The sequence below is a fragment of the Bradyrhizobium sp. C-145 genome, assembly GCF_023375135.1.
GTDB lineage: Bacteria > Pseudomonadota > Alphaproteobacteria > Rhizobiales > Xanthobacteraceae > Bradyrhizobium > Bradyrhizobium zhanjiangense.
Window position 1 is genome coordinate 7,762,435 of record NZ_CP088150.1, and the last position, 22,875, is coordinate 7,785,309.

21 protein-coding genes and 1 pseudogene are annotated in these 22,875 nt (G+C 64.3%); 7 read left to right on the forward strand and 15 right to left on the reverse strand.

Annotated elements, in window-relative coordinates; translation table 11 throughout:
* The first annotated feature begins 499 nt into the window (after nt 1-499).
* The gene (locus LRP30_RS36460; protein ID WP_249757930.1) at nt 500-979 is read left to right on the forward strand and encodes a MarR family transcriptional regulator; all 480 of its coding nucleotides are present in this window, start codon (nt 500-502) and stop codon (nt 977-979) included.
* A 40-nt stretch (nt 980-1,019) separates the two neighbouring features.
* On the opposite strand, the gene LRP30_RS36465 is transcribed toward LRP30_RS36460, so the two are convergent.
* Together LRP30_RS36465 and LRP30_RS36470 are read right to left on the reverse strand one after the other, a co-directional pair.
* Nucleotides 1,020-1,313, reverse strand: coding sequence for a hypothetical protein (locus tag LRP30_RS36465; protein ID WP_249757931.1), 294 nt, complete (start codon nt 1,311-1,313; stop codon nt 1,020-1,022).
* Between the two features lie 32 nt (nt 1,314-1,345).
* The gene (locus LRP30_RS36470; RefSeq protein ID WP_249757932.1) at nt 1,346-2,125 is read right to left on the reverse strand and encodes a hypothetical protein; all 780 of its coding nucleotides are present in this window, start codon (nt 2,123-2,125) and stop codon (nt 1,346-1,348) included.
* 677 nt (nt 2,126-2,802) lie between these two features.
* On the opposite strand from LRP30_RS36470, the gene LRP30_RS36475 reads away from it, so the two are divergent.
* The 3 genes from LRP30_RS36475 to LRP30_RS36485 all read left to right on the forward strand — a co-directional run bounded on the left by LRP30_RS36475 (nt 2,803) and on the right by LRP30_RS36485 (nt 6,891).
* Nucleotides 2,803-3,867, forward strand: coding sequence for a 2-dehydropantoate 2-reductase (locus tag LRP30_RS36475; RefSeq protein ID WP_249757933.1), 1,065 nt, complete (start codon nt 2,803-2,805; stop codon nt 3,865-3,867).
* A 586-nt stretch (nt 3,868-4,453) separates the two neighbouring features.
* On the forward strand, nt 4,454-5,272 hold the full coding sequence (locus tag LRP30_RS36480; RefSeq protein ID WP_128936254.1) for a YkgJ family cysteine cluster protein: 819 nt from the start codon (nt 4,454-4,456) through the stop codon (nt 5,270-5,272).
* 104 nt (nt 5,273-5,376) lie between these two features.
* Complete coding sequence (locus LRP30_RS36485; RefSeq protein ID WP_128936255.1) at nt 5,377-6,891, forward strand: ATP-binding protein; 1,515 nt, start codon at nt 5,377-5,379, stop codon at nt 6,889-6,891.
* 28 nt (nt 6,892-6,919) lie between these two features.
* Here the strand turns inward: LRP30_RS36485 and LRP30_RS36490 are convergent, their stop codons facing one another.
* From LRP30_RS36490 to LRP30_RS36530, 9 genes are all read right to left on the reverse strand, one after another.
* Nucleotides 6,920-7,987 (reverse strand): HoxN/HupN/NixA family nickel/cobalt transporter, encoded by a 1,068-nt coding sequence (locus LRP30_RS36490; RefSeq protein WP_249757934.1) that lies wholly within the window; start codon nt 7,985-7,987, stop codon nt 6,920-6,922.
* A 236-nt stretch (nt 7,988-8,223) separates the two neighbouring features.
* Nucleotides 8,224-8,964 carry an ABC transporter ATP-binding protein gene (locus LRP30_RS36495; protein ID WP_128937956.1) on the reverse strand — a complete coding sequence of 247 codons (741 nt, stop codon included), beginning with the start codon at nt 8,962-8,964 and terminating at the stop codon, nt 8,224-8,226.
* Entirely contained in the window at nt 8,961-9,809 is an 849-nt protein-coding gene (locus tag LRP30_RS36500; protein WP_164934361.1) for an ABC transporter ATP-binding protein, read from the reverse strand. Before LRP30_RS36500 ends, LRP30_RS36495 begins: the two co-directional genes overlap by 4 nt.
* Nucleotides 9,809-11,632: an ABC transporter permease gene (locus LRP30_RS36505; protein WP_249757935.1), complete on the reverse strand. Its 1,824-nt coding sequence runs from the start codon at nt 11,630-11,632 to the stop codon at nt 9,809-9,811. Before LRP30_RS36505 ends, LRP30_RS36500 begins: the two co-directional genes overlap by 1 nt.
* Before the next feature lie 53 nt (nt 11,633-11,685).
* A complete protein-coding gene (locus LRP30_RS36510) occupies nt 11,686-12,843 on the reverse strand; it encodes an ABC transporter substrate-binding protein (RefSeq protein WP_249757936.1) in 1,158 nt (385 codons plus the stop codon).
* 59 nt (nt 12,844-12,902) lie between these two features.
* Complete coding sequence (locus tag LRP30_RS36515; RefSeq protein WP_249757937.1) at nt 12,903-13,487, reverse strand: alkylhydroperoxidase domain protein; 585 nt, start codon at nt 13,485-13,487, stop codon at nt 12,903-12,905.
* A gap of 12 nt (nt 13,488-13,499) precedes the next feature.
* Nucleotides 13,500-14,117: a CMD domain protein gene (locus tag LRP30_RS36520; RefSeq protein ID WP_249761913.1), complete on the reverse strand. Its 618-nt coding sequence runs from the start codon at nt 14,115-14,117 to the stop codon at nt 13,500-13,502.
* Between the two features lie 37 nt (nt 14,118-14,154).
* Nucleotides 14,155-15,189 carry a putative FMN-dependent luciferase-like monooxygenase gene (locus LRP30_RS36525; protein WP_249757938.1) on the reverse strand — a complete coding sequence of 345 codons (1,035 nt, stop codon included), beginning with the start codon at nt 15,187-15,189 and terminating at the stop codon, nt 14,155-14,157.
* Nucleotides 15,190-15,309: 120 nt separating this feature from the next.
* Nucleotides 15,310-16,092 carry a MetQ/NlpA family ABC transporter substrate-binding protein gene (locus tag LRP30_RS36530; protein WP_128943780.1) on the reverse strand — a complete coding sequence of 261 codons (783 nt, stop codon included), beginning with the start codon at nt 16,090-16,092 and terminating at the stop codon, nt 15,310-15,312.
* Nucleotides 16,093-16,621: 529 nt separating this feature from the next.
* Here LRP30_RS36530 and LRP30_RS36535 point away from each other — a divergent pair.
* Nucleotides 16,622-18,409, forward strand: a complete 1,788-nt coding sequence (locus LRP30_RS36535; protein ID WP_249757939.1) for a peptide ABC transporter substrate-binding protein — start codon at nt 16,622-16,624, stop codon at nt 18,407-18,409.
* A gap of 63 nt (nt 18,410-18,472) precedes the next feature.
* On the opposite strand, the pseudogene LRP30_RS36540 reads toward LRP30_RS36535, so the two are convergent.
* The 4 genes and pseudogenes from LRP30_RS36540 to LRP30_RS36555 form a co-directional block, all read right to left on the reverse strand.
* Nucleotides 18,473-18,577: pseudogene (locus LRP30_RS36540) on the reverse strand (NAD(P)-dependent oxidoreductase); the annotation flags it as partial.
* A 279-nt stretch (nt 18,578-18,856) separates the two neighbouring features.
* Nucleotides 18,857-19,135, reverse strand: coding sequence for a DUF2934 domain-containing protein (locus LRP30_RS36545; RefSeq protein WP_245473415.1), 279 nt, complete (start codon nt 19,133-19,135; stop codon nt 18,857-18,859).
* 410 nt (nt 19,136-19,545) lie between these two features.
* Nucleotides 19,546-19,707, reverse strand: coding sequence for a DUF2934 domain-containing protein (locus tag LRP30_RS36550; RefSeq protein WP_128936266.1), 162 nt, complete (start codon nt 19,705-19,707; stop codon nt 19,546-19,548).
* A gap of 491 nt (nt 19,708-20,198) precedes the next feature.
* Entirely contained in the window at nt 20,199-21,083 is an 885-nt protein-coding gene (locus LRP30_RS36555) for a lactonase family protein (RefSeq protein WP_249757940.1), read from the reverse strand.
* A gap of 88 nt (nt 21,084-21,171) precedes the next feature.
* On the opposite strand from LRP30_RS36555, the gene LRP30_RS36560 reads away from it, so the two are divergent.
* Both LRP30_RS36560 and LRP30_RS36565 read left to right on the forward strand, forming a co-directional pair.
* The gene (locus tag LRP30_RS36560) at nt 21,172-22,383 is read left to right on the forward strand and encodes an ABC transporter substrate-binding protein (RefSeq protein ID WP_249757941.1); all 1,212 of its coding nucleotides are present in this window, start codon (nt 21,172-21,174) and stop codon (nt 22,381-22,383) included.
* A 27-nt stretch (nt 22,384-22,410) separates the two neighbouring features.
* Nucleotides 22,411-22,854 (forward strand): VOC family protein, encoded by a 444-nt coding sequence (locus tag LRP30_RS36565; RefSeq protein WP_249757942.1) that lies wholly within the window; start codon nt 22,411-22,413, stop codon nt 22,852-22,854.
* The last annotated feature ends 21 nt before the right edge of the window (nt 22,855-22,875 follow it).

Genomic DNA, 22,875 nt, shown 5'->3' on the forward strand with positions numbered 1-22,875 from the left:
AACCTCCAGGTCGCTTCAGGGGGCTCGGCTCCTCGGAGGAGGCCGCTTCACCCACTTTGATTTCCGTTCAATTCAGGTCCGCACTGAAGGTCCGGACTGAAACGACAGCGAGGTGCCCCCCCTCCGTCGTTCCTTTCGTATAGTTTATAAAAACAATCACCTCAATTTGTTGATTTAGTAAATCGCTGTTTCCGGCGCGGATGTGGCCCAAAGGCAACAGAGCGTCGTTCGCAGGCCATAAATAGACGGAAAAGCCCTCAGGGGGCATCCTGAGGGCTTTTTTGAAGGTCTCACGTCGCCGGCCGTGACAAGGTCAAGAGCCACAGAGAGAGTGGTCGAGACGTAATTTAATCAATTGATTTTTGCAAGCACTAAACTGTCGGTCGCTTTCAGGGTGCAACATCTGCGCCATCTTCGTGCGCGACAGGCGAGACGCCTGCTCAATATCCCGTTACTATCCGCAAAAAGGGATCAAAGGAATCGAACGAGGGAAGCCAGGGTGCTCGAGAAGAAGCTCGACAGGGCGATTACGGAATTCATTTGGAACGTCGTCGAAATCCACTCCCAGCTGGAGGACATCCACACCAGCTGGGCCGGACTGCTGGGCATCACCCAGCCGCAATGGCTCATCCTGATGGCCATCACCGAACTCGATGAGGGGCGAGGCGTCGCCGGCATCGACATCGCGAATAAGTTGCGGGTCCACCCCGCGTTCGTCACCAACCAAACCAAGGCGCTCGAAAGGCGCGGATTTCTGTCGCGACGAGCGGCCCCGGACGATGCCCGCTTCGTTCTGATGTCGCTCACCGCAAAGGCGACCACGGAAATCGAAAAGCTGGCCAAGCGAAAGCTCGCCTTTAACTCGACCATGTTCAATGAACTCGACGAAAAGACCTTGGCCGAGTTGAACGCCACGCTCGCGACGATCGCCAAGAACGCCCGGTTGGCGGCACGATTGCTGGCGATCGAGGCTTCATGATCCGCCTGGCCCCGGGCGCTTCACAGGTCCACGTGATGCGCTAGAGGTAAGTCACGGGATCGAATTGACGAGCCACTCCAAACTTGCTGTCGAGCCATTGGACAATGAAATTGTCGGCGGCGATGAAATTCTCGGTCTCACCCAGCGGGTGCGGGATGCGGTTCGGCACGACGACCGAGCAATCGGCTCCGGCCCGCCGATAGGTGGCCTGCAACTCGAGAGCCTCTCGCTCCCGCAGCATCGAGCGGCTGCCGACCACCATGAGAAGCGGGCAAGCGATCCGACGCGACGGCGGCAACGCGCCATTCGAGGCTCTCTCATCGACGCCGGTCATCCAATGCACTGATGCGCGACGCGCGACCGAGGTCAACAGTCGGCGTCGCACACCGCGGCGGCTATCCGGCAGTCCGAAACGGCGAGGCGGGAGGCACGACTGGCACCCGTCCCTTCGCCATAGACCGCGATCTGCTGCGCGTCGACATCCTGACGCGCTTCCAGATAGTCCAGCCAGCACTGAAGCATTTGCGGCTCCACGCCGCGGCTACCGGGTGAGGCGCCGGCACCGAGGAAGAGGAGTGACGTGGTCCCGCCGCGTGTGGCCGGCAACAGCCGGCTCATCATCGAGTCCAGCGTGATGTCCTCGTCACCAATGCAGATAATTGCGGGTGCGCAAGGTCCGCCACGCGACGCCGGCACGAAGAAGCCGGACAGCGGGCCCTGATCGAGGCCATCGATCTCGACGCGCTCCATCGCCGGACCGAACCCGTCCATGAAAGCTTTCAGGTTGGCTCCGACCCTGCCTGCGAGGCCGGCCAGCGCCGGATCCTCCGGACAGGACAAGCTTCGCGCGACTTCGAGGGCCGTGAGCGAACACAGCCCCGCTTCCGACGCAACCCGGGCCGAACCATCTCTGCGCGCGGACTCGGCGAACAGCCGGTAGTCGTCTGCGACCCGCAGCCAATCCGCGACCCACAGATGTCTGTGCGTCTCACGCGCAAGCTCTGCACCGGTGAGGCTTTCGAAGAATTCGGACACGCGATTGCGCAAGCCCGTCAGATCGCGACCGGCACCGTCGCGCGAGCCGTGAGGCCAATGATCACCTTCCATGTCCCCCCCGAACGGCGCCGTCAGCGGCTGCCCGGACATGGATGGCGAGAACGCAATGCAGTCTCCGCACCGCGTGCGCCCGCTTGCGCCTTTTGCGCGATACGATTCATCCTGACGATCGCTCCGCCTTCGCTTCGCGCAGCGAAGTTGCCGGCGCTCCATCGTTCAAACGAGCCGGTCCCGATACGACGTCCCCGCCGGCTCAACTCAGTCGTCACAGCTCAGCTCCCTTGCTGACACTTGGTCTGCGCCCCGCGCCATTCTGGCATTTTTGCGGTCCCCGGTTTGTAGTTTTTTGTTGTGACGGGCGCCTAAAATATAGAGGGGCTTGATGACAGAGGAGGCAATCGCGATTTCAGCGGCAGATCCGGCGGATTGTCATCTGATCGTCGCAAACCGCCGCGCGACGCGCCGCTCCAGCTGTTTGCCTCTCCCGCGAGCCGGAAGAGCGATACGATTTTGCCGAATTCTTTAAATCGAGATTCTCGGCGTTGTGACCGAAGCGGCCGTGCCTTGCCGTCCTGACGTTTGCGAGCCTTGCCGCGGCACGATCCTGTTGAGCTCCTCGTCAAAATGCGAACGAAGCGGGAATATCAGCCGCCTTTGTATGCATTATCCCAGTTGCCATCCTCGCGCACTTCGCTTTACATGCGGCCAACCCGCCCTCGGACCACGGCCGAGGCCCAAAATCACATGACCGCTCTGAGGGACGAAACATGGCGCGTAACATTTTGATTCTTGGGGCTTCCTACGGCTCGCTGCTGGGCACGAAGCTGCTGATGGCGGGTCATAACGTGACCCTGGTCTGCCGCGCCAAGACCGCGGAGCTGATCAACCGGGACGGTACCGAGGTGCGCATCAAGTTGCGCGACGAGGCAGTGCACCGCGCGATCTTCTCGCGCGACCTGCCCGGCAAGCTCGACGCCGTGACACCGGCCAATGTCGACCTCTCCCGTTACGACCTGGTTGGCCTGGCGATGCAGGAGCCGCAATACACCAACCACACGGTGCGCGTTCTCATGGTCAAGATCGCCGCGGCGAAGCTGCCGTGCCTGTCGATCATGAACATGCCGCCGCTGCCCTATCTGAAGCGGATTCCGGCGCTCGCGGACATGGATCTCGAGGAGGCCTACACCAATGCGCAGGTGTGGGAGCGATTCGAGCCGGGGCTGGTGACGCTGTGCTCGCCCGACCCGCAGGCGTTCCGTCCGCCGGAAGAGGCGGCGAACGTGCTCCATGTCGGCCTGCCCACAAACTTCAAGGCATCGGTGTTCGCAGACGAGAAGCACAACAAGCTGCTGCGCGAGCTCGAAGCCGACATCGACGCGGTGACACTCGACGGCCACGACGTGCCAGTGAAGCTGAAGGTGTTCGACTCGTTGTTCGTGCCACTGGCGAAATGGTCGATGCTGCTGACCGGCAATTACCGCTGCATCACGCCCAATGAGCCGCAGTCGATCCGCGACGCGGTGCACGGCGATCTCAAGCGCTCGCAGACGATCTACGACCATGTCGACGCGATCGCCCGCCGCCTCGGCGCCGATCCGCAGGACCAGGTGCCGTTCGCGAAATATGCCAAGGCCGCGGAGAGCCTGCTCAAGCCGTCCTCGGCCGCGCGCGCGGTCGCGAGCGGCGCGCCCTTCATCGAGCGCGTCGACCTTCTGGTGAAGCTGATCTCACATCAGCTCGGCGTGCCCGACGCCGAGATCGACCGCACCGTCGACACCGTGGACCATAAGCTGAACGAGAAGATCGTGCAGGGCGGATCGGGCGCGCAGTAGCGCGCGCCGTTTCCAGCGGCGTCGGCCCTCACGCACTCCAGAGCGATTGAATCCGGATCGCGCCGGTCATGGCGACCAGCGTGATCGCACCGGTGCGCGTGACCAGGTCGGGACGCCCCGAGACGGCGGGCGCCGGCGCCGAGCGTTGCGCCCAACGTCACCATGCCGCGCCGCCGTGACGATCTGAACCAGCGCTCACTGCAGATTCGGCGTACCGCACTGTTCCCAGTGTGGCGCAAACTCAACGACGGTCGTCGCACATCGGACGCACGGCCGGGTCGTCGCCCTCGCATCGCACCTACGCGCGGTCCACTGATATCACGACTGCGTGAGACCACGGCATGCCGCCCGTCATATCCCGGCGCTTCGCGAGCAAAGCGAGCCGATTCGACGCGAACGGGCTTCCCTCACGTGCAGGCCCTTCATTCGCGCAAACGTTGCATGCGCGCAGAACGGGTCCGACTGCTTGCCCAGCGGCAGAGAGGTGAGCAACATATCTTTTTAGGTCAGGTGTCTATGACCTGTTTGCCGGTCCGTTGTTCCGGCATGATCGCAATGCACGGCCAAGAGAACAAGAACAACAACAATGGATCAGGCGATGCTGAGCGTCGTCCGCGCGGTCGAGGCAGGCGCGACGACGATGAAGAGCGTGATCGACGCCACCGGACTGTCCCGTCTCAAGATCGAGCGCGCGTTGACCGCACTGGAGAAGCAGAAGCTGCTGGTGCGCGACGGCCAGGGCTTTCGCGCGACCGGCCTGCCGAAGGCGGCGCGCCCGGTTCGGCAATGCGGCTCGTGCAACGCCTGCTGCGATATCCTCGAAGTGGCCGGCGTCGACAAGCCGGTGAACCAGCTCTGCAAACATTGGCAGGCGGGCACGGGATGCACCATCTACGATCGCCGCCCGCAAATGTGCCGGTCGTTCGTCTGTGCCTGGCTGCAGGGCCATCTCGATGACGACTGGTTTCCGGCGACGTCGGGCATCGTGGTGCATTTCAGCCAGGACGCCGTCAACGTCACGGTCGACGATGATTGTCCCGATCGCTGGCGCGAGGAGCCTTATTTCAGCAAGCTTGCCGAATGGTCGCTGAACGGGATCAGGCGGATCGGAAACCGCGGCTATGCGACCCTCGTCGTGTCCGGCACCGCGCGGTTCCTGCTGCTGGGACGCACCGTCGTTCCCGATCCGACGCTGTTCGGCACCGCATTCCTGCCGCTCACCGCCGACACCTTCCGGTTCTGGCGGGCGACGTCGCCCGAGCATTTGCAGCGGCTGCATGAGCGCATAGCCGAGATCGAACGGATCAGGCAGGAATTCGGATCCTGCGTCATTCCTGAGAACGAGGACGACGATCCGCAACCGCCCTATCGGCCTGTGCTTCTACAGCTGTCGCATCACGCCTGAACTCCGCCGTGGGCAACACGGCCTGATTCGCGCGGTAGCGCTCGACGCGCCCCGGCCGGGTTGATAAGCCCCTGTCCGCGAATGACGGGACTTGAGTCGGGGACATGACGGTTGCGATCGAGATGGGGCAGACCACGGCGGGTGCCGCGGCGGCCATGGACCTCGAGGAACTGCTGGCGACCCGCCTCCTGGTGCAGGGCAATTCGGGCTCCGGCAAATCGCATCTCTTGCGACGGCTCCTGGAACAGAGCGCGCCCTGGGTGCAGCAGGCCATCATCGACCCCGAAGGTGACTTTGTCACGCTGGCCGAGCGCTTCGGCCATCTGGTGATCGAAGCCGAGGATCACACCGAGCGCGGCCTTCAGGTCGCCGGCGAGCGCGCGCGGCTGCATCGCGTCTCCACCGTGCTTAATCTCGAAGGGCTCGACGCCGAGAACCAGATGCGGCGCGCCGCGGCGTTCCTCGGCGGGATGTTCGACGTCGACCGCGATCATTGGTACCCGATGCTGGTGGTCGTCGACGAGGCGCAGCTGTTTGCGCCGGCGGTTGCGGGCGAAGTCTCGGACGAGGCGCGAAAACTGTCGCTCGGCGCCATGACCAATCTGATGTGCCGCGGCCGCAAGCGCGGGCTCGCCGGCATCATCGCAACCCAGCGTTTGGCGAAGCTCGCCAAGAATGTCGCAGCGGAAGCCTCCAACTTCCTGATGGGCCGGACCTTTCTCGACATCGACATGGCGCGCGCCGCCGACCTGCTCGGCATGGAGCGGCGGCAGGCCGAAGCTTTTCGCGATCTCGAGCGCGGACAGTTCATGGCACTGGGACCTGCGCTGTCGCGCCGCCCCCTGCGCTTGAACATCGGCCCGACCGACACGAGCCCGCGCAATTCCACACCGCGGCTGATGCCGCTGCCGGAAGCGACGCTGGAAGATGCGCGCGCCGTGATCCTGGCGGCGCCGCCGCCCGATGCCAGCCGCCCGCAGCGCCGGCCCGCGCCGGATCTGCTCGAGCAGCTGCGCGCCGCAAAGGCGGCCGCCGCGCCCGAAGCGCGCGCGGAACCGATCGAGCTGCCGGTCAGCGCCGAAGAGCTCGCTGAGCGGCGCGAGCGCGTGGATCGTACCCTTCGTGCCGTGCTGGCCGAGCCCGACGCCGGCTTCCGCGCCATCGGCGTGCTCTATCAGGAGTTCGTGGTCCGCTGCCGCATCGAGGGGCTCGGCGCGGCCGTGCCTGATCTCAACGAATTCCGCCGCATGCTGACGCATGCGCGGGCCGGGCTCGGCACTGATCTCGCCGACGATGACGCCTGGCAGGACGTCTCGCTGCGCGCCTCGATCCTGCCCGACGACATGCAGGGCGTGTTCATGATGATCGCGCGCGCGGCGAAGGAGGGCTGGCCGTGTCCCGGCGATGCCGCGATCGCCCGCGCCTATGGCTCGCACTCGCTGCGCCGCGCGCAGCGGCTGCTCAGCTATATGGAGGAGCAGGGCCTGATCGTCTGCCAGCTCGACGGCGGCGGCCGCCGGATCGTGACGCTGGTGGAGCTGGCCTGGGCGACGGCGCCGGGCGATCCCAATGGCGATGATTTGCCGATGGAGCCCGCGCAGAGCGCGGCCGCGCTCTGAGCCCGCGGATTCAGGGGCGTCTCCTCACTTACGCCGCCTCGGTCGCATCGAAGCCGCGGGCCGCATCCGGCGCATCATCCGCGAACATGCGGCGATAGAGTACGACCGAGACGAGCCAGGCGACCGCGAACAGCGCGATCACGACGAAGCCGACATTGGCCAGCGACTCGTTGAGGCCCTCGACCACCGCCCACACGCCGCCGGAGAGATCGAGCCGATCGCTGATCAGGCCGAGCGCCTCGATGCCGCCGATAAGAAGCGCCACTGCGACCGAGGCGCCGGTGATCGTGAGGTTGTACCAGAGTTTTCGCAGGGGATCGACGAAGGCCCAGCGATAGGCGCTCACCATCAATGCGGAGTCTGCGGTGTCGACGAGCGCCATGCCTGATGCAAACAGCGCCGGAAAGACCAGGACATCGGCGAGCGAGGTACCGCGCGCGGCTTCGCTGGCGGAAATGCTGAGCAGGCCGATCTCGGTCGCGGTATCGAAACCAAGCCCGAACAGGAAGCCGAGCGGGTACATATGCCCCGGCTTTGTCACCAGGCGGAACATCGGCCCGAGCAGGCGCGCCAGGACGCCGCGATTGGCGAGCAGCGCATCGAGGCCTGCGGCGTCGTGAACGCCGTGCTCTCGCGCCGCGCGAAACGTCCGCCACAGGCCGGCGAAGATGGCGAGGTTGATGGCCGCGATTACCAGCAGGAACAGCGCCGACACCGAGGTGCCAATCAGGCCGCCGATCTCCTTGAGCAGGCTGTCGCCGCCAAGGCTCACCACGCCGAGCGCGAGCAGCATGGTCGCGACCACGACGACGGTGGAATGGCCTAGCGCGAAATAGAGGCCGACGCTGCGCGGCGCGCCGCCCGCCTGCATCAGCTTGCGCACGACATTGTCGATCGCGGCGATGTGGTCGGCATCGACGGCGTGGCGGAGGCCGAAGACCCAGGCCAGCAGCGCGGTCGCCATCACCGTCGGCCGGTCGCCGAACCGCGCAAAGGCCCACGCCCACGCGGCGATGTTGGCGGCAATGAGCCCCCCGAACAGGAGCGCCGCTCCGGGCTCGACCGCCCGCAAAGACCATCTCGTCACGACAACCATTCCGTCCGTTGCACGCCCCGTCGCGCCAGCGGTATGATTTTTTCATAAGATGGTCATACTGACCAGTGCAATCCCGGAGGGGCGGCACGGATTTGCAGCGGTGCTTGCGGCCATCCTTCGAGACGCCCGCTCGCGCGGGCCCTCAGGATGAGGTCTTATTTTGCGGCAAAGCCGTGGACCCTCATGGTGAGGAGCCCGCAATAGCGGGCGTCTCGAACCATGAGGTCAAGCTCGCCCTACGCAGCTTCCGAGCCGCCGAGATAGGCGTCGCGGATGCGGGGATCGTCTTTCAGTGTCCGCGCCGGGCCGGAGAGCACGATCTTGCCGGTCTGGAGCACATAGGCTTCATGCGCGATCTCGAGCGCGAGGCTGGCATTCTGCTCGACCATGAACACCGAGACGCCGTCCTGATTGATGGTGCGGATCAGCTCCAGCACGCGGTCGACATAGAGCGGCGACAGGCCCATGGTCGGCTCGTCCATCACGATCATGCGCGGACGGCTCATCAGCGCGCGAGCCATCGCCACCATCTGCTGCTCGCCGCCGGAGAGCGAGCCGGCGCGCTGCGACAGCCGCTGGCCGAGCTTTGGGAACAGCGTGAGCATCCTGTCGAGATCCTGGGCCACGACATCGCGATCATTGCGCACGAAGGCGCCCATCAAGATGTTCTCGCGGACGCTCATGTCCGCGAACAGCCGCCGCGCCTCCGGCACCGAGGCGATGCCGCGGCGGACGATCTGCGGCGTGGTCAGCCCGATCAGCGATGCACCGTCGAACGTCACCTCGCCCGAGCGCGGTTTCACCAGGCCAAGGATGATCTTCATCGTCGTCGACTTGCCGCTGGCATTGCCGCCGAGCAGGCAGACGATGTGGCCGCGCGCGACCGATATCGAGAGGTCGAAATGCACCTGGGCCTGGCCATAGAAGGTGTTGACATCAGACAGCGCCAGCAGCGGTGCGGGAGAAACGTTCGTCATGCCGCGCTCTCCTGCTCCGCCGTTGCGGAGAGGCCGTGGCCGAGATAGGCCTCGATCACCTTGGGATCGCTCCGCACCACCTCGCCCGGCCCTTCCGCGATCTTCTTGCCCTCGTCCATGACGATGACACGGTCGGACAGCCGCATCACCATTTCCAGCTTGTGCTCGATCAGGAGGATGGTCAGCCCCTCCGCCTTCAGCTCGGCAACGAGGGCCTGCATCTCCGCGGTCTCGGTCGGGTTCATGCCGGCGGTCGGCTCGTCCAGCAGCAACAGGCGCGGCTTCAGCGCCAGCGCACGTGCAATCTCGACGCGGCGGCGGTTGGCGTAGGAGAGGCTATAGGCGGGCTGGTCGATCCGCGGCAGCAGCCGTTCGCCGAAGCGGGCGAGAATGGCTTTCACCTCTTCGCGCAGCCGCTCCTCCTCGTCTCTGACACTCGCAGGACGCAGCAGCGCCAGCCCCAATTCCAGCAGCGGGCCGATCACCGGCACGGCCGGCTTCACTGCGCGCAACCGCGTGTGCGCGCCGATCAGGACGTTGTCCATGACGCTGAGATTACCGAAGACGCGGCCGAGCTGGAAGGTGCGCGCAATGCCCTGGCCTGCGAGCCGTTCCGGCGACAGACCCGTGATGTCCTGCCTTGCGAAGCTGACGGTACCGGCATCGGGCCGGTCGAGACCGGTCACGAGATTGAACAGCGTCGTCTTGCCGGCGCCGTTCGGGCCGATGATGCTGATCAGCTCGCCCCTGGCGAGGTCGAGATCGATGGCATCGACCGCGGTGAGACCGCCGAAGCGGCGCGTCAGCCCGCGCAGGGACAACATGGGGATGTGCTGCTCGGACATCAGATCGTCCCCAACAGGCCCTGCGGCCTGAACCGCACGAGCAGCAAGAGCACGATGCCGTAGATCAGGATGCGATACTCCGCCGCGATCCGGAAGAGTTCCGGCAGGCCGACCAGCGCCACCGATCCGAGAATTGCGCCGACGACGTTGCCGAGGCCGCCGAGGATGACGACGGTCAGCGCCAGGATCGACTGCTGCGTGTTGAAGGTCTCGTGGTTGATGTAGGAATAAAGATGCGCGGCGATGCCGCCGCTGACGCCGGCGGCGAAGCCGCCGAAAATGAAGGCCAGCGACTTGTAACGGTTGAGGCTGAGGCCATAGGCGCGCGCGGCGATGTCGTCGTCGCGGATGGCACGAAAGCTGCGGCCGAGATGCGAGGCAAGCAGGCGGCCCTGAAGCAGCGCCAGCACGACCATCACCGCAAGGCTGAACCAGTAGACCGACGCCGGGCTGATCAGGTCGTAGCCGAACAGCGACAGCGGCGGGATGCCGGAGATGCCGATCGGGCCGCGCGTGACGCTCTCCCAGTTCAGGATCACCAGCGACACGATCTCGCCGATGGCAAGCGTTGCGATCGACACGTAATGCCCGCGCAAACGGAACGACGGCGAGATCAGGAGCGTGCCGAGCGCTGCGCTCATCAGGCCGCCGCCGATGATGGCGAGGCCGACCGGAACGGAGAACGCCAGCGACAGCAGCGCGGCGGTGTAGGCGCCGATCGCCAGCAGCGCGGCATGGCCGAGCGAGACCTGGCCCACCGTGCCCGCAACCAGCGTGAGGCTGAGCGCGAGCATGCCGAGGAGCCAGGCGTTGATCAGGGTCTGGAGCACGTAGAAGGACACCGGGAACAGCGGCAGGATCGCGAACCCACCGACGGCGACCAGCAAGGCCCAGCGCGGAATGCGCACCGGGCGGCTCGGCGCGATGAAAGTGCCGGTGAGCGGCTCCGGCGGCGCCTGGCGGGCACTCGCAAACAGGCCGTTCGGCCGCAGCACGAGCACGACGACCAGCAGCAGAAAGGCGAACAGGTTGCGGTAGCTGGTGCCGAACACGGCGACGCCGTAGCTCTCCACCAATCCGAGCAGCAGGCTGCCGACCACCGCGCCCGGCACGTTGCCGGCGCCGCCGACGACTTCGGCAACGACGCCCTTGAGCGTGGCCTGAAGGCTCATCGCGGTATCGATCTGGTTGTAGTACATGCCGACCAGCATGCCGGAGACGCCGCCGAGCGCTGCCGCAATGCCGAACACGGCCTGATTGACCCGGTTGACGTCGACGCCCATCTGCATCGCGGCGTCACGGTCCTGCGCGGTGGCACGCACCGCCCAGCCGAGCTTGGTATAGCGCAGGAACACGAACAGCAGCAGCGCGCTGGCGATGCCAACGCTGGCAATGAGCAGATCAAGCGGCCCGATCGTGCCGTTGCCGACCTGGAAGCGGACGTCCGGCAATTGGCTCGGCAACGCGCGCGGATTGGGCGAGAAGGTCAGCATCACCAGCTGATCGAGCACGAAACTGATGCCGATCGTCGCCAAGAGCGGCGCGATACGCACCGAGTTCTGCAGCGGACGGAGGCCGAACCGCTCGATGATCAACCCGACGATCGCGGCGGCGACCGCGACCACGATGATGGTGAGCGGCAGCTGTGTATGCAACTGCACCACCGCGACCCAGCCGATATAGGCGCCGACGAGATAGATCGAGCCCTGGGCAAAGTTGATCAACCGGCTGACGCCGAAGATCAGCGCGAGCCCGACCGCAACGAGGGCATAGACATTGCCGACGATCAGTCCGTTGATCGTGTAGTCGAGCCAGGAAGCCACGCGATGGTCCCAAGTTGAGAGAAGCGGCCGGAGCGGATGCTCCGGCCATCGTGTCAGGTCGGCTTGCCGTCCCAGAGCGCGAACTGACCCTTGCGCACGACGAGCTCGGCATTCATGGCGCCTTTGACGCGGCGGCTCTCGACGTCGAACGTCGCCGAGCCGAAGATGACGCTGGAGACGTCCTTGACCTTGGCGAAAGCGTCGCGGATGGCGCGGCGGTCGGTGCCGCCGATCTTGAGGACGGCAGCGGCCATGTTCATCGCGTCATAGGAATAGGCGTTGAAGGCGTCAGGCTCCTGCCCACCATATTTCGCCTTGAAGCCCGTGATGAATTTCTTCACCTCGGGCCGCGGGTCTTGGGGGAAATAGCGCGTGCCGAGATGAACGTCCTCGACCGCCTCGCCGCCGAGCTCCAGGAATTTCGGCGAGTAGACCGAGCTCGCCGCGCAGATGGTCTGCTTCAGGCCGACCTGGCGCGCCTGACGGGCGATCAGCGCGCCGTCGGAATAATAGGAGATCAGGATCAGCCCGTCCGGATTGGCATCGCGCACGCGCACCAGGGTGGAGCGAAAATCGCGCTCCTCGGCGATGTAGCCTTCGGTCACCGCGATCTCGGCGCCGTATTCCTTGGCCGCCTTGACGAAATGGTCACGGCTGGTGCGGCCCCAATCGGTGTTGAGGTGCAGCACCGCGAGCTTCTTCAGGCCGAGGCGCCTGACGGCGTAGGACGCCAGGAGCGGCTGCTCGTCGGCCTGGCTCACGGACGTGCTCCACATGAAGTCGCCGCCCTTGGTGAAATCGGGGTGCGAATTGGTGAAGCCGAACTGAACGAGGCCGCCGCGCTGATAGATCGGCGAGGCCGCCATCGAGGCGGGACTCGAGAAGTCGCCGAGCTCCATGACGATGCGGGCATCGGAGACGAATTTCTGGGCGATCGCCACCGACTGGCGCGGATCGCTCTGGCTGTCCTCGAATTGGTAGGCGAGCTTGCGGCCATTGATGCCGCCGGCAGCCATGATCTCGTCGAGCGCGAGATCAAAGCCCTGCTTCCACTGCGCGCCATATTGCGCGTTCGGGCCGGTCAAGGGACCGCTGACGCCGAGCAGGATCGGCTCGGAGGATTGCGCAAACGCGCTCCGCGAGAAGGCGGCTCCTGCCATCATGGCGGCGAGCGAGCCCTTGACCAGGGACCGACGATCGATGTTGCTCATGCACGGCTCCATCCATTCAGTGTTGAAACAAGCAGCAATTTCTATGCCGCTGCGACTGCCTATTTCGAGGGCTCGCCGAGCGACAGCATCAGCCGGTTGGCCCAGTTGAAGAACGACGCGCCATTGATGACGTCGACGATCTCGGCATCGTCGAGACCGGCGCGGCGCAGCTCCTCGACATTGTCGGGGCCGAACGCGATCGGCGTTGCGGCCAGCGCCACCGACGCCTTGACGACGGCATTCCAACGCTCGCCGAGATCGGCCTTGACGCCTTCGTCGAGCAGACGCTGCACGTCGTCGCGACGCTTGGAGTAGGTGCTGGCGAAGCGCGCATGCACGGAGGCGCAATAGATGCAGCCGTTGTAGCGCGAGGTTGCTGCCGCCGCGAGCTCGCGCTCGGCGCGCGGCAGGCCATCGGCGACGTTGTAGAAGATGTCCTTGTCGGTCTTGGTGCGGGCTTCCAGCACCTCGGGATCGCGCACCAGCAGGCGGAAATATTCCGACTTGGCGCGGGCACGATCGACGAGGCCCGCGAAATGCCGTTCGGTCAATTCGGCCTCGGGCAGCGGATCGATCCACGACACCCAGCCGAGCTCGTCCTGGGTGAAGACGACGGGCGGATTGACTTTGCTTGCAGCACTCATGATGCGATCTCCTTACGCGCCGGCCGAGGTGCGCCCGAGCGAAGCGCCGAGCACGCGCAGACCAGTGACCACGCGCACCTGGAACGACAGGAACGCAACGAGCTGGGAGAAGGTGACGATGCCGGTGTTCGACCAGCCGGCGGCGAGCAGCGCCTTCATGTCGGCGGAGGCGGCATCGCGGGGACGGAACACCAAGAGATGCGCATGCTCGAGCGCCGCAACAAGCCGGGCGCTGAGATCGGGCTTACGCCCCGCGCTCACACGGTAGATCAGGCCGGCCTTGTTCTCGATCGACAACGGGCCAGCCGGAAAGGCGCCATACGGGCCCGACGTCTTGCCGCGCTCGATCTCGACCTGGATCGCCGCGAGAAGCGCCGCTCCATCCGTGTTCGCTGCAAGCTTCTCGCGATAGAAGGCCGCGACGGGAGACTCGCCATGGAGCCCGGTCACGAAAGCCGCGATCGCGGCACGCTCTACAAGCGAGAACTCGCTCGCGTCGATCGGCTCGAATAGTGAAAGATAGCTCTTCTGGGCGTTCTCGCGCGCCTGAAGGCGGCGTGCGCGGATGGCATCCAGAGCCGATCCCGGTTCGATTCCGGCGAGCGTGTCGATGATATCTTTTGTTGCCATCATTCAGCCTCGTGCAACGCCATCCTGTTCGTTCGGGTTAGCCCGCCAATGCCACACCAGGCGCCGTCCGAGTCCAACCCAGCGCCGGCGCGACCTTGTCTGCGACCAGCTCGATCGAACGCAGGATATAGAGATGCGGCGCATCGACCGAATGCGCCTGGAACACCAGATCGGTCACCCGTTCCAGCGTGGCATCGGTGCGGAGCGAGGCGATGACGTCGTCGGCCGCGCCGACATGGGTGTCGAACGCGGTGATCATCTCCTCCAGCGTCTCGCCCGGCTTGGCGTGGCCGCCCTTGAGGAATTGCGGCAGCGCGCGCCGCAGTCCGATGTCGGCAAGGCGCATCGCCTCAGTGCGGTCGTCGGCGACAAAGACGCTGCGCGAGGCCATGATGCGCGGCTCGCGTCCTGGTGGCAGAGCTTCCAGATAGGCGTCGATGATCGGATTCTGGATCTCAGACAGTGTTGCACGCGGCGCCTCCTTGGTCCGCGGCTGAGTGCGCGACAGCAGCAAGCCATCGCCGGCCTTGCCGGCACGGGCACCGCCCGCGACCGAGAATGTCGCCTGCCAGATGCGCTTGTCCAATTCCGGTCGCTGCGGATAGAGCGTGTCGCCACCATCAAGCGGCTTGCCGGCCAGCGCGGTGCGGACGACGTCGAGATTGCGGGCAAAGATCTCGTTGCGCTGCGCGCTGTCGAGACCAAAGGCGGCGAAGGCCGACGGGTTGCCGCCAGTGCCGACGCCGAGCTCGAAACGGCCATTGCAGAGCAGATCGAGCACCGCGGCATCCTCCGCCACTCTCACGGCGCTCTCGAGCGGTAAGGTAACGATGCCGGTGCCGAGGCGGATGCGCGAGGTCTGCGCGGCGACGTAGCCGAGGAAGGCGAAGGGCGACGGCAGGCCGCCTTCGCGCTCGTGGAAATGGTGTTGCGCGATCCAGGCGGAATCGAGCCCCGCCTTTTCCGCGCGCACGATCTGCTCGGCCGCGAAGCGATATCGCTCGGCCGGGGGAGCCTCGTCGAGCAGCCGCGTGAAAAATCCCAGTCGTTTCAGGTTTGCAAAGCGTTTCATACGACCCCTGCCGGGCGAGGATGGACCCCGATGATGTCGGTTGCCGCAGCTCCAGACAAGCGGGCATTGCGCAGGGCTGCCCGTCGGCATCGCCCCTGCGCTGAAGCCTGGGCAGACTGCCTACCAGCTCGGCAGCACCGCGCCCTTGAACTTGGTCAGGACGAACTCCTTGACCTCGGGGGTGTGGTAGCTGTCGACGAGGGTCTTGACCCAGGGCTTGTCCTTGTCCGCGCTGCGAACGGCGATCAGGTTGACATAGGGACCCTTCGGGTCCTCGCGCAGGATCGGATCCTTGACGGGATCGAGTCCCGCCTGAGTTGCATAATTGGTGTTGATCGCGGCAGCGTCGACATCGTCGAGCGCGCGCGGCGCCTGCGCCGCATCGACCTCGATAAACTTCAGCTTCTTGGGATTCTCGGTGATATCGAGCACCGTCGGCTTGAAGCCGGTGCCCTCCTTCAGCTTGATCACGCCCTTGTCGCGCAGCAGCAGCAGCACGCGACCACCGTTGGTCGGATCGTTGGGGATCGAGACCTTGCCGCCGTCGGGAATCTCGGCGAAGGCCTTGTGCTTCTTCGAATACACGCCGATCGGGAAGTTCACGGTGAGCGCGACGGCCTCGATCTTGTAGCCGCGGTCGGCCTTCTGGTTGTCCAGGTAAGGCTGGTTCTGGAATGAATTGGCCTGGATCTCGCCGGCATCGAGCGCCGCGTTCGGCACGACATAGTCGGAGAACTCGATCAGCTGGATGTCGAGGCCCTGCTTGGCGGCGATCGGCTTCACCGCTTCCAGGATCTGCGCGTGCGGTCCCGGCGTCACGCCGATCTTGATGGTCTCGGCGGTGGCTGCGGCCGACCAAGCGGCAAGCACGGTCGCGAGGATCAGGGGAAGGCGAAACGACATCTTGGTCTCCGTAGGTCTTCGGCAATGATGGAACCGTATTCGCTTCTCTGCCGCGCGAAATCAATGAAATTGAAATCCATATTGGCAGGCGGTGGCGGGCGCACTTTCTCCATTCGGCACCAAACAGGAAACGAAATCACGGCGACGGCGCCTTCCGCAGAGGCGCGTCACGGTGCTGGCGATTGGTGTTGTCAGCATCCGCTAAGGCCTGCGCTCCAGGGGTCATGTGTGGCAATTTCCTGGCGGCTGCAATGAATCTCCGACTGGGGCAACATCACGAAACTTGATGCGCCAGCAGTGACCGGGTTAGCGTTTCGGCGCGGCCTTAGAACTTCCCCAAGTTCACATAAGTTCGCACTGGATCGCCGCCTGGGTGCTCTCGGGCGGCGATCCGGGTCGTCGCCCGCAGGGTTGCTCCACATCGTCATTTCGTCGCAGGGCCTTGCGGCCTTGCCGGCATTGCCGCCTTGTGCATGATGCAACATGATGGCTGCTGGCGACGATTTGTCTTCGAGGTGGAGGTCATCCGATGAACGAGAACGAAATCCGCAATCTGGTCGCGGAAGTGAAGCAAGGCACGCTGTCGCGACGCTCGTTCATCCAAAAGGTGGCTGCGATCGGAATCGCAGCGCCGATCGCGAGCCAGATCCTGGTCTGGAACGATGTGGCGATGGCGGACGCCACGTTGCCGTACAAGCCGGCCAAGGCCGGCGGCGGCGGCCCGCTCAAGCTGCTGTTCTGGCAGGCGCCGACCCTGCTCAATCCGCATTTCGCGATCGGCACCAAGGACCAGATGGCCTCGCGCGTCTTCTTCGAGCCGCTCGCCGGCTGGGACAAGGAGGGCAATTTGATCCCCTGCCTCGCCGCCGAGGTCCCGACCAAGGCGAACGGCAGCCTTGCGGCCGACGGCACGAGCGTGATCTGGAAGTTGAAGCAGGGCGTCAAATGGCACGACGGCAAGCCCTTCACCGCCGACGACGTCGTCTTCACCTGGCAGTACGCCGCAGATCTCGCAACTGCGGCCTACACCACGGGATCATACAAGGACATCAAGGTCGAGAAGATCGACGACCACACCATCAAGGTGATCTTCAAGGCGCCGACGCCGTTCTGGGCCGATCCCTTCGTCGGCTCGGTCGGCCAGATCTTGCCGAAGCATCATTTCGGCGACTATAGCGGCGCCAAGTCGCGCGAGGCACCGGCCAATCTGAAGCCGGTCGGCACCGGCCCATACAAATTCGTCGAGTTCAAGCCCGGCGACCTGATCCGCGCCGAACGTAACCTCGACTATCACGTCAAGAACCAGCCGCATTTCGACACGCTCGAGATCAAGGGTGGCGGCGATGCGGTGTCGGCGGCGCGCGCGGTGCTGCAGACCGGCGAATATGACTTCGCCTGGAACATGCAGGTGGAGGAGGAGGTCCTCAAGCGCATGGAGGCGAGCGGCAAGGGCAAGCTCGACATCACGCCGTCCGGCAATGTCGAGTTCATCATCCTCAACACAACCGACCCGTGGACCGAGGTCGACGGCGAGCGTTCGAACGCCAAGACCAAGCATCCGACGCTGTCCGATCCGGCCGTGCGCCGCGCGATCAACCTCCTGCTCGACCGCGATTCGATCCAGAAATTCATCTACGGCCGCGGCGGTGTCGCCACCGCGAGCTTCGTCAACGCGCCCAAGCAGTTCAAGTCGCCCAAGCTCAAATACGAGTTCAGCATCGACAAGGCCAACAAGATCCTCGACGAGGCCGGCTGGAAGAAGGGCGCGGACGGCATCCGCGAGAAGGACGGCAAGAAGCTCAAATACGTCTTCCAGACCTCGACCAACGCCCCGCGCCAGAAGACGCAAGCCATCATCAAGCAGGCCTGCGAGAAGGCCGGCATCGAGATCGAGATCAAGGCGGTCACCGCATCGGTGTTCTTCTCCTCGGATGTGGGCAACCCCGACACCTACTCGAAATTCTACGCCGACATGGAGATGTATAACACCACGCAGCCGCAGCCCGATCCGGAGCGTTTCCTGAACCAGTGCGTCTCCTGGGAGATCGCCAGCAAGGACAACAAATGGCTGGGCCGCAACATCTCCCGCTATTCCGATCCCGAAGCCGACAAGGCCTACAAGGCCGCGCAGAACGAGCTCGACCCGGTCAAGCGCGCCGCACTGCTGATCAAGGTCGACGAGACCTTTTGCGAGGCTAACGTCTTCCTGCCGCTGCTCTCCCGCAACGTCGTCAACGCCAACGTCAACAACCTCATGGTCGACATGTCGGGCTGGGACGTCACGACGTGGAACTTAGCGAGCTGGTATCGCACCTGACGCGCAGCACGATCACGGGGAGCGCGCTCTCCACGACCGTTCACGCGATCATTGAGCTGCGGGTCAGATAAACGGCTTGCCGCCGGTGACGGCGAGGGTCGCCCCTGATATGTAGCTCGAGAGCGGATCGGCGAGCATGACATAGGCGGTGGCGAGCTCGGCCGGCTTAATGGTCCATCGCAGGCCCTTATGGACACCCTGCACCGGACCCCATTATCCCTCCACTGTGTGATTCACGTCACAGCAGAATCACTCGCCCTCGCCTACAACAACCGGGCATGGCCGCAAACAAGGTAACGGCGGTACGCACGAGGCTGGGGAGGCGATCAACAGCTACGGACTTCGAGGCCGCCAGGGTGAAGACCTCGGCGGCTTTTTTCTATGGCAGGGCGGCCGGAGCCAGCGCCTTGCGGCCAGTGCCGCCGGCGGCGATCGTCGCTATTTCGGTCAAAAGCCTTTCCTTTGTTCGCGCTCTTCTTCCACCTGCCGTTCAGCCTCCAGCCAAAAGTCCAAGTCGCGGTTGGCCGGACGGCCGGCCTGCTCCCAGAGCTCGTAGGCGCGAGCCCGCACCTTGCCGCGGCGCATCATGCGGAGGAGCTTCTGCGTCAGCTCCTCGGCAAAGCTCCTGAATCGCGTGACAGTGGTTTCGTCCTTGGCGAGCACCGCCGCTCGCGTTGCGAGCTCGATCTGGTGCTCTATCTTTTGCTGCTCGTCCACGGTGAACACCGCGCCCTGCGAACGGACCCGCACCACAGCTCATGCTGCTTAGAGCCTCAATTCATTCTCGAGAGTTCCGTTCCGCGTGCAGCGCAGACGCAGACCACCATTTCGAACTGAGCCGGCCGTGACGGTTCTCAAGCGCGATGAGACTTGGATGAATCCTCATCGCGCTTCAGGTTTCTGTTTATGCATGATCTTTCCGGAAAACCGCTTCGCACTTTTCCGGATCATGCTTTAATGCCACGTCGTATCCGCCTCGACGATCACTGCCCTTGTTTCGGGATCTTCGGTCGTGTTGCAGGTGCAGGGCATTCCCTCACCGCACCGGCAGCCGCCCAACTTCTCACTCCAAGGCCGGAGCGGATGGTTTTCGCAGACCCATCCCAGACCGTGGCAGAAGGGGCATTTCTTGCGGGTCACAGCGTATCCGGCGTCCGCGTGGTGTTCGACTTGTCCTCGTTGCGCAACTGCTGCTCGGCCGCGCGCCAAAACTCGTCCTCACGACCTTCGGGCTTGCCTGCTTGCTCCCACAGTCGGTGCGCGCGCTCTCTGATCTCCTGCTCGGTCGGCTCAGGCATGGGCACCTCCTGCTCTAAAGCACGGCCCCATCCTTGGGGAGTATGGGGGCTTGGAGGCGGGGCCGTGCAGACCAGCAATCGGCGGCGACGCTGGCCCGCGGATTCAAGCCTCGATCATGCGCAAGAGTTCCTTTCCTCCCGCGAGCTCGGCTACGCGGCGCGGACTTGGCCAGACGTCGATCGATGATGCGCTTTGAAGTCGTCGGTAGCGGGGGAGGGATCCGCCATCACATTCCAAAAAAGGAAATCCCCTAGTAACTCCAGAAGCTTGTCTTGATCTTGGGTGCGGGTCGGAGCGTGATACATCTCTCCCGGCTGTACACCTTCGCCGCACCTCAAGACCGACACGGGTCGTGCCGCGTCCCTCTTACCTCAGCCGGCGAATTTGTGACGCCGGTCTGGACTAGCCGAGACCAGCAAGGCGCTCAGCTTCGGTTGCATGGGCAGCCAAGCTGCGCGAGCTGGCTTGAATATTTGAGATGAGTTCCAGATCAACCTGGCCTGACGAGAATGCAAACGGGACTTCCAACATGGATGGCCTGCTCTGTAGCAACGAGGCCGCCGCTGGTGTGGTCGCGCTTGAGCAGCTTGATCGTGTCGGTGTCCTCGTTCGCCACGAACAGGAATTTGTCCGACAGTGCCAGCGCAAAGAACCGAGGCGTCTTGCCGCCAGTCGCCGTCCAGCCAATGGGCGATAGCCTTCCGCTCGCCGGCTCGATCGCGAACGTTGCGATGCTGTCGTCGCCGCGATTTGACGCATAGACAAAACGTCCGTCTGCCGACACCGCGATCTCTGCCGCCCGGCTATTTCCCGTGTAGGCATCAGGCACCGCCGACACGATCTGGAACGGCGCAAGCGTGCCGGTTGCAGGATCGAAATGATAGGACGTAACGGTCGAGTCGAGCTCGTTGACGACATAGGCGAGTCGGCCGCCGGGATGAAACGCCACGTGACGCGGGCCTGCCCCTTCACGCGCCCGCGCCGGCTTGCCGACGAGCACGAGCTTTCCTTGTTGGGCGTCGATCCTGTAGGTGAAGACGAGGTCGAGCCCCTTGTCCGGCACCACGATGAACTTTCCCGACGGATCGAACTCGACTTGGTGCGGCTTGGCAAAGGGCTGCTCAACACGATGTGGCCCGATCTTGCCCTCGAGCTTAACCAGATCGATCACGGCGCCGAGCGACCCGTCCTCGTGCCGGGACAGCAGAGCAAGCGTGGAGGTGATGTGATTGGCGACCACCACAAACCGGTTGCTCGGGTCGATCGCGAGGTGGACCGGGTTCTTTCCTTCCGTGCTCTGACGGTTGATCACGGCAAGCTTGCCGCTCGCTGGATCGATCGCCATCGCCGTGATGTCGCTGAGATCGCCATGCACCGTGTAGAGGAAGCGGCGTGTCCGATCGAAGGCGAGGAAACCGGCTCTGACACAGACCCTTTCATCAAATCATGATGGGGAACGCTGGATGAGGCTGGTATTCGGGATGCTCGTCGCAGGACTGGCGATCGGCGCAAGCGCGCCTGCTTGCGCACAGATCTCCGACGACGTCGTCAAGATCGGCGTGTTGACCGACATGTCGGGCATCGTCTCCGATGCCACGGGCGAAGGCTCGGTCGTCGCGGCGCAACTGGCTGCGGAGGAATTCGGCAACCGCGTCGCCGGCAAGCCTGTGCAGATCGTGTTCGCAGACCATCAGCTCAAGCCCGACGTTGGCGCCAGCATCGCCCGCAAATGGTTCGAGCAGGAGGGCGTGGACGCCATCGCCGACGTTCCGAACTCGGCCGTCGCGCTGGCGGTTCAGGAGGTCGCCCGGACACGGTCGCGCGTCATGCTGTTTTCGTCGCCCGGAACGACCGCGCTCACCAACCAGTTCTGCGCGCCGACCAGCGTGGCCTGGACCTTCGATACCTATGCCCTCGCCCGCGGCACGGCCAAGACCGTGGTCGAGGGCGGCGGCAAGAGCTGGTACTTCGTGACCGCGGACTACGCTTTCGGTCATCAGCTTCAGAAGGATGCCAGCGCCGTCGTTCAAGCCAATGGCGGCAAGGTATTGGGAGCTTCCGCGCACCCGCAAGGCACCACCGATTTCGCCTCCTTCCTTCTGCAAGCGCAGGCTTCGAAGGCGAATATCGTCGGGCTCGCAAACGCCGCCGGCGATACGGTCGCAACCATCAAGCAGGCCGAGGAGTTCGGCCTGACTGCCGGCGGGCAGAAGATGGCCGCGATGCTGCTGCTGCTCACCGACGTCCACTCGCTCGGCCTCCAGGCAACGCAAGGCACCTTTCTCACGACGCCGTTCTACTGGGATCTCAACGAACAGACCCGCGCTTGGTCGGAGAAGTTCGCAGGCCGGCGCAAGGGCCAGCGGCCGACCTTCATGCAGATCGGCGTTTATGAGGCCGTCCGTCATTATCTGCAGGCGATCGAGGCAACCGGATCGGACGACGCAAACAACGTGATCGCGAAGATGCGCGCAACGCCGATCGAGAGCGCCTTCACCCACGGCGCCACGATCCGCGAGGACGGCCGCGTCGTTCGCGACATGTATCTCGCCGAGGTCAAGGCTCCCAAGGAGTCCAAGGGGGAGTGGGACCTCTACAAGATTTTGCGCACGATCCCGGCTCGAGACCTGACCATTCCGCTGACTGAGAGCACCTGCCCGCTCGTGAAGCACTGACGCGATATCAAACATCCGAGGACAACAATGACGACGCCCGAAAACGAATGGCAGTACCCCTACGGCACCAAGCAGCGCTACCACCTCCAGCACGTGCATCTGTTTGCATCCAACGTCGATGCCACCATCGACTTCTATAGGACATGGTTCGATGCAAAAGTGACGTGGGATGGCGATGTCGCGGGTGCGCGGAACGTCTTCATCAAGGTCGGTATTGGCGCCATCCACCTCTACGACCAGCTTCCGCGCGGCGAAGGCAAGAACGCCGTCCACCATCTCGGCATGCAGGTCGTCGGTATCGACGAGCTGTACGAACGCATGAAGGTCGCGAGCCTGCATATTCCCAATCCGATCCGCCGCCTGGGCGGAGGTGGCGGCTATTTCATGCTCGGCGCGCCCGATGGCGTGGTCTTCGAGCCGGGCAAGCTGCGCGAGCCGGCGGTGCGCGACTACTACGGCTTCGGGGGATGAGCCCGTGGACACCGCTCTCCC

What these genes read in the sequence shown, in the direction of transcription:
- LRP30_RS36550 (WP_128936266.1), bottom strand. Translation starts at nt 19,707, where the DNA reads ATGCCTGAGCCGACCGAGCAGGAGATCAGAGAGCGCGCGCACCGACTG.
- LRP30_RS36490 (WP_249757934.1), bottom strand. Translation starts at nt 7,987, where the DNA reads ATGGTTGTCGTGACGAGATGGTCTTTGCGGGCGGTCGAGCCCGGAGCG.
- LRP30_RS36515 (WP_249757937.1), bottom strand. Translation starts at nt 13,487, where the DNA reads ATGAGTGCTGCAAGCAAAGTCAATCCGCCCGTCGTCTTCACCCAGGAC.
- LRP30_RS36475 (WP_249757933.1), top strand. Translation starts at nt 2,803, where the DNA reads ATGGCGCGTAACATTTTGATTCTTGGGGCTTCCTACGGCTCGCTGCTG.
- LRP30_RS36500 (WP_164934361.1), bottom strand. Translation starts at nt 9,809, where the DNA reads ATGTCCGAGCAGCACATCCCCATGTTGTCCCTGCGCGGGCTGACGCGC.
- LRP30_RS36530 (WP_128943780.1), bottom strand. Translation starts at nt 16,092, where the DNA reads ATGTCGTTTCGCCTTCCCCTGATCCTCGCGACCGTGCTTGCCGCTTGG.
- LRP30_RS36485 (WP_128936255.1), top strand. Translation starts at nt 5,377, where the DNA reads ATGACGGTTGCGATCGAGATGGGGCAGACCACGGCGGGTGCCGCGGCG.
- LRP30_RS36480 (WP_128936254.1), top strand. Translation starts at nt 4,454, where the DNA reads ATGGATCAGGCGATGCTGAGCGTCGTCCGCGCGGTCGAGGCAGGCGCG.
- LRP30_RS36525 (WP_249757938.1), bottom strand. Translation starts at nt 15,189, where the DNA reads ATGAAACGCTTTGCAAACCTGAAACGACTGGGATTTTTCACGCGGCTG.
- LRP30_RS36470 (WP_249757932.1), bottom strand. Translation starts at nt 2,125, where the DNA reads ATGTCCGGGCAGCCGCTGACGGCGCCGTTCGGGGGGGACATGGAAGGT.
- LRP30_RS36520 (WP_249761913.1), bottom strand. Translation starts at nt 14,117, where the DNA reads ATGGCAACAAAAGATATCATCGACACGCTCGCCGGAATCGAACCGGGA.
- LRP30_RS36510 (WP_249757936.1), bottom strand. Translation starts at nt 12,843, where the DNA reads ATGAGCAACATCGATCGTCGGTCCCTGGTCAAGGGCTCGCTCGCCGCC.
- LRP30_RS36535 (WP_249757939.1), top strand. Translation starts at nt 16,622, where the DNA reads ATGAACGAGAACGAAATCCGCAATCTGGTCGCGGAAGTGAAGCAAGGC.
- LRP30_RS36560 (WP_249757941.1), top strand. Translation starts at nt 21,172, where the DNA reads ATGAGGCTGGTATTCGGGATGCTCGTCGCAGGACTGGCGATCGGCGCA.
- LRP30_RS36465 (WP_249757931.1), bottom strand. Translation starts at nt 1,313, where the DNA reads ATGACCGGCGTCGATGAGAGAGCCTCGAATGGCGCGTTGCCGCCGTCG.
- LRP30_RS36495 (WP_128937956.1), bottom strand. Translation starts at nt 8,964, where the DNA reads ATGACGAACGTTTCTCCCGCACCGCTGCTGGCGCTGTCTGATGTCAAC.
- LRP30_RS36565 (WP_249757942.1), top strand. Translation starts at nt 22,411, where the DNA reads ATGACGACGCCCGAAAACGAATGGCAGTACCCCTACGGCACCAAGCAG.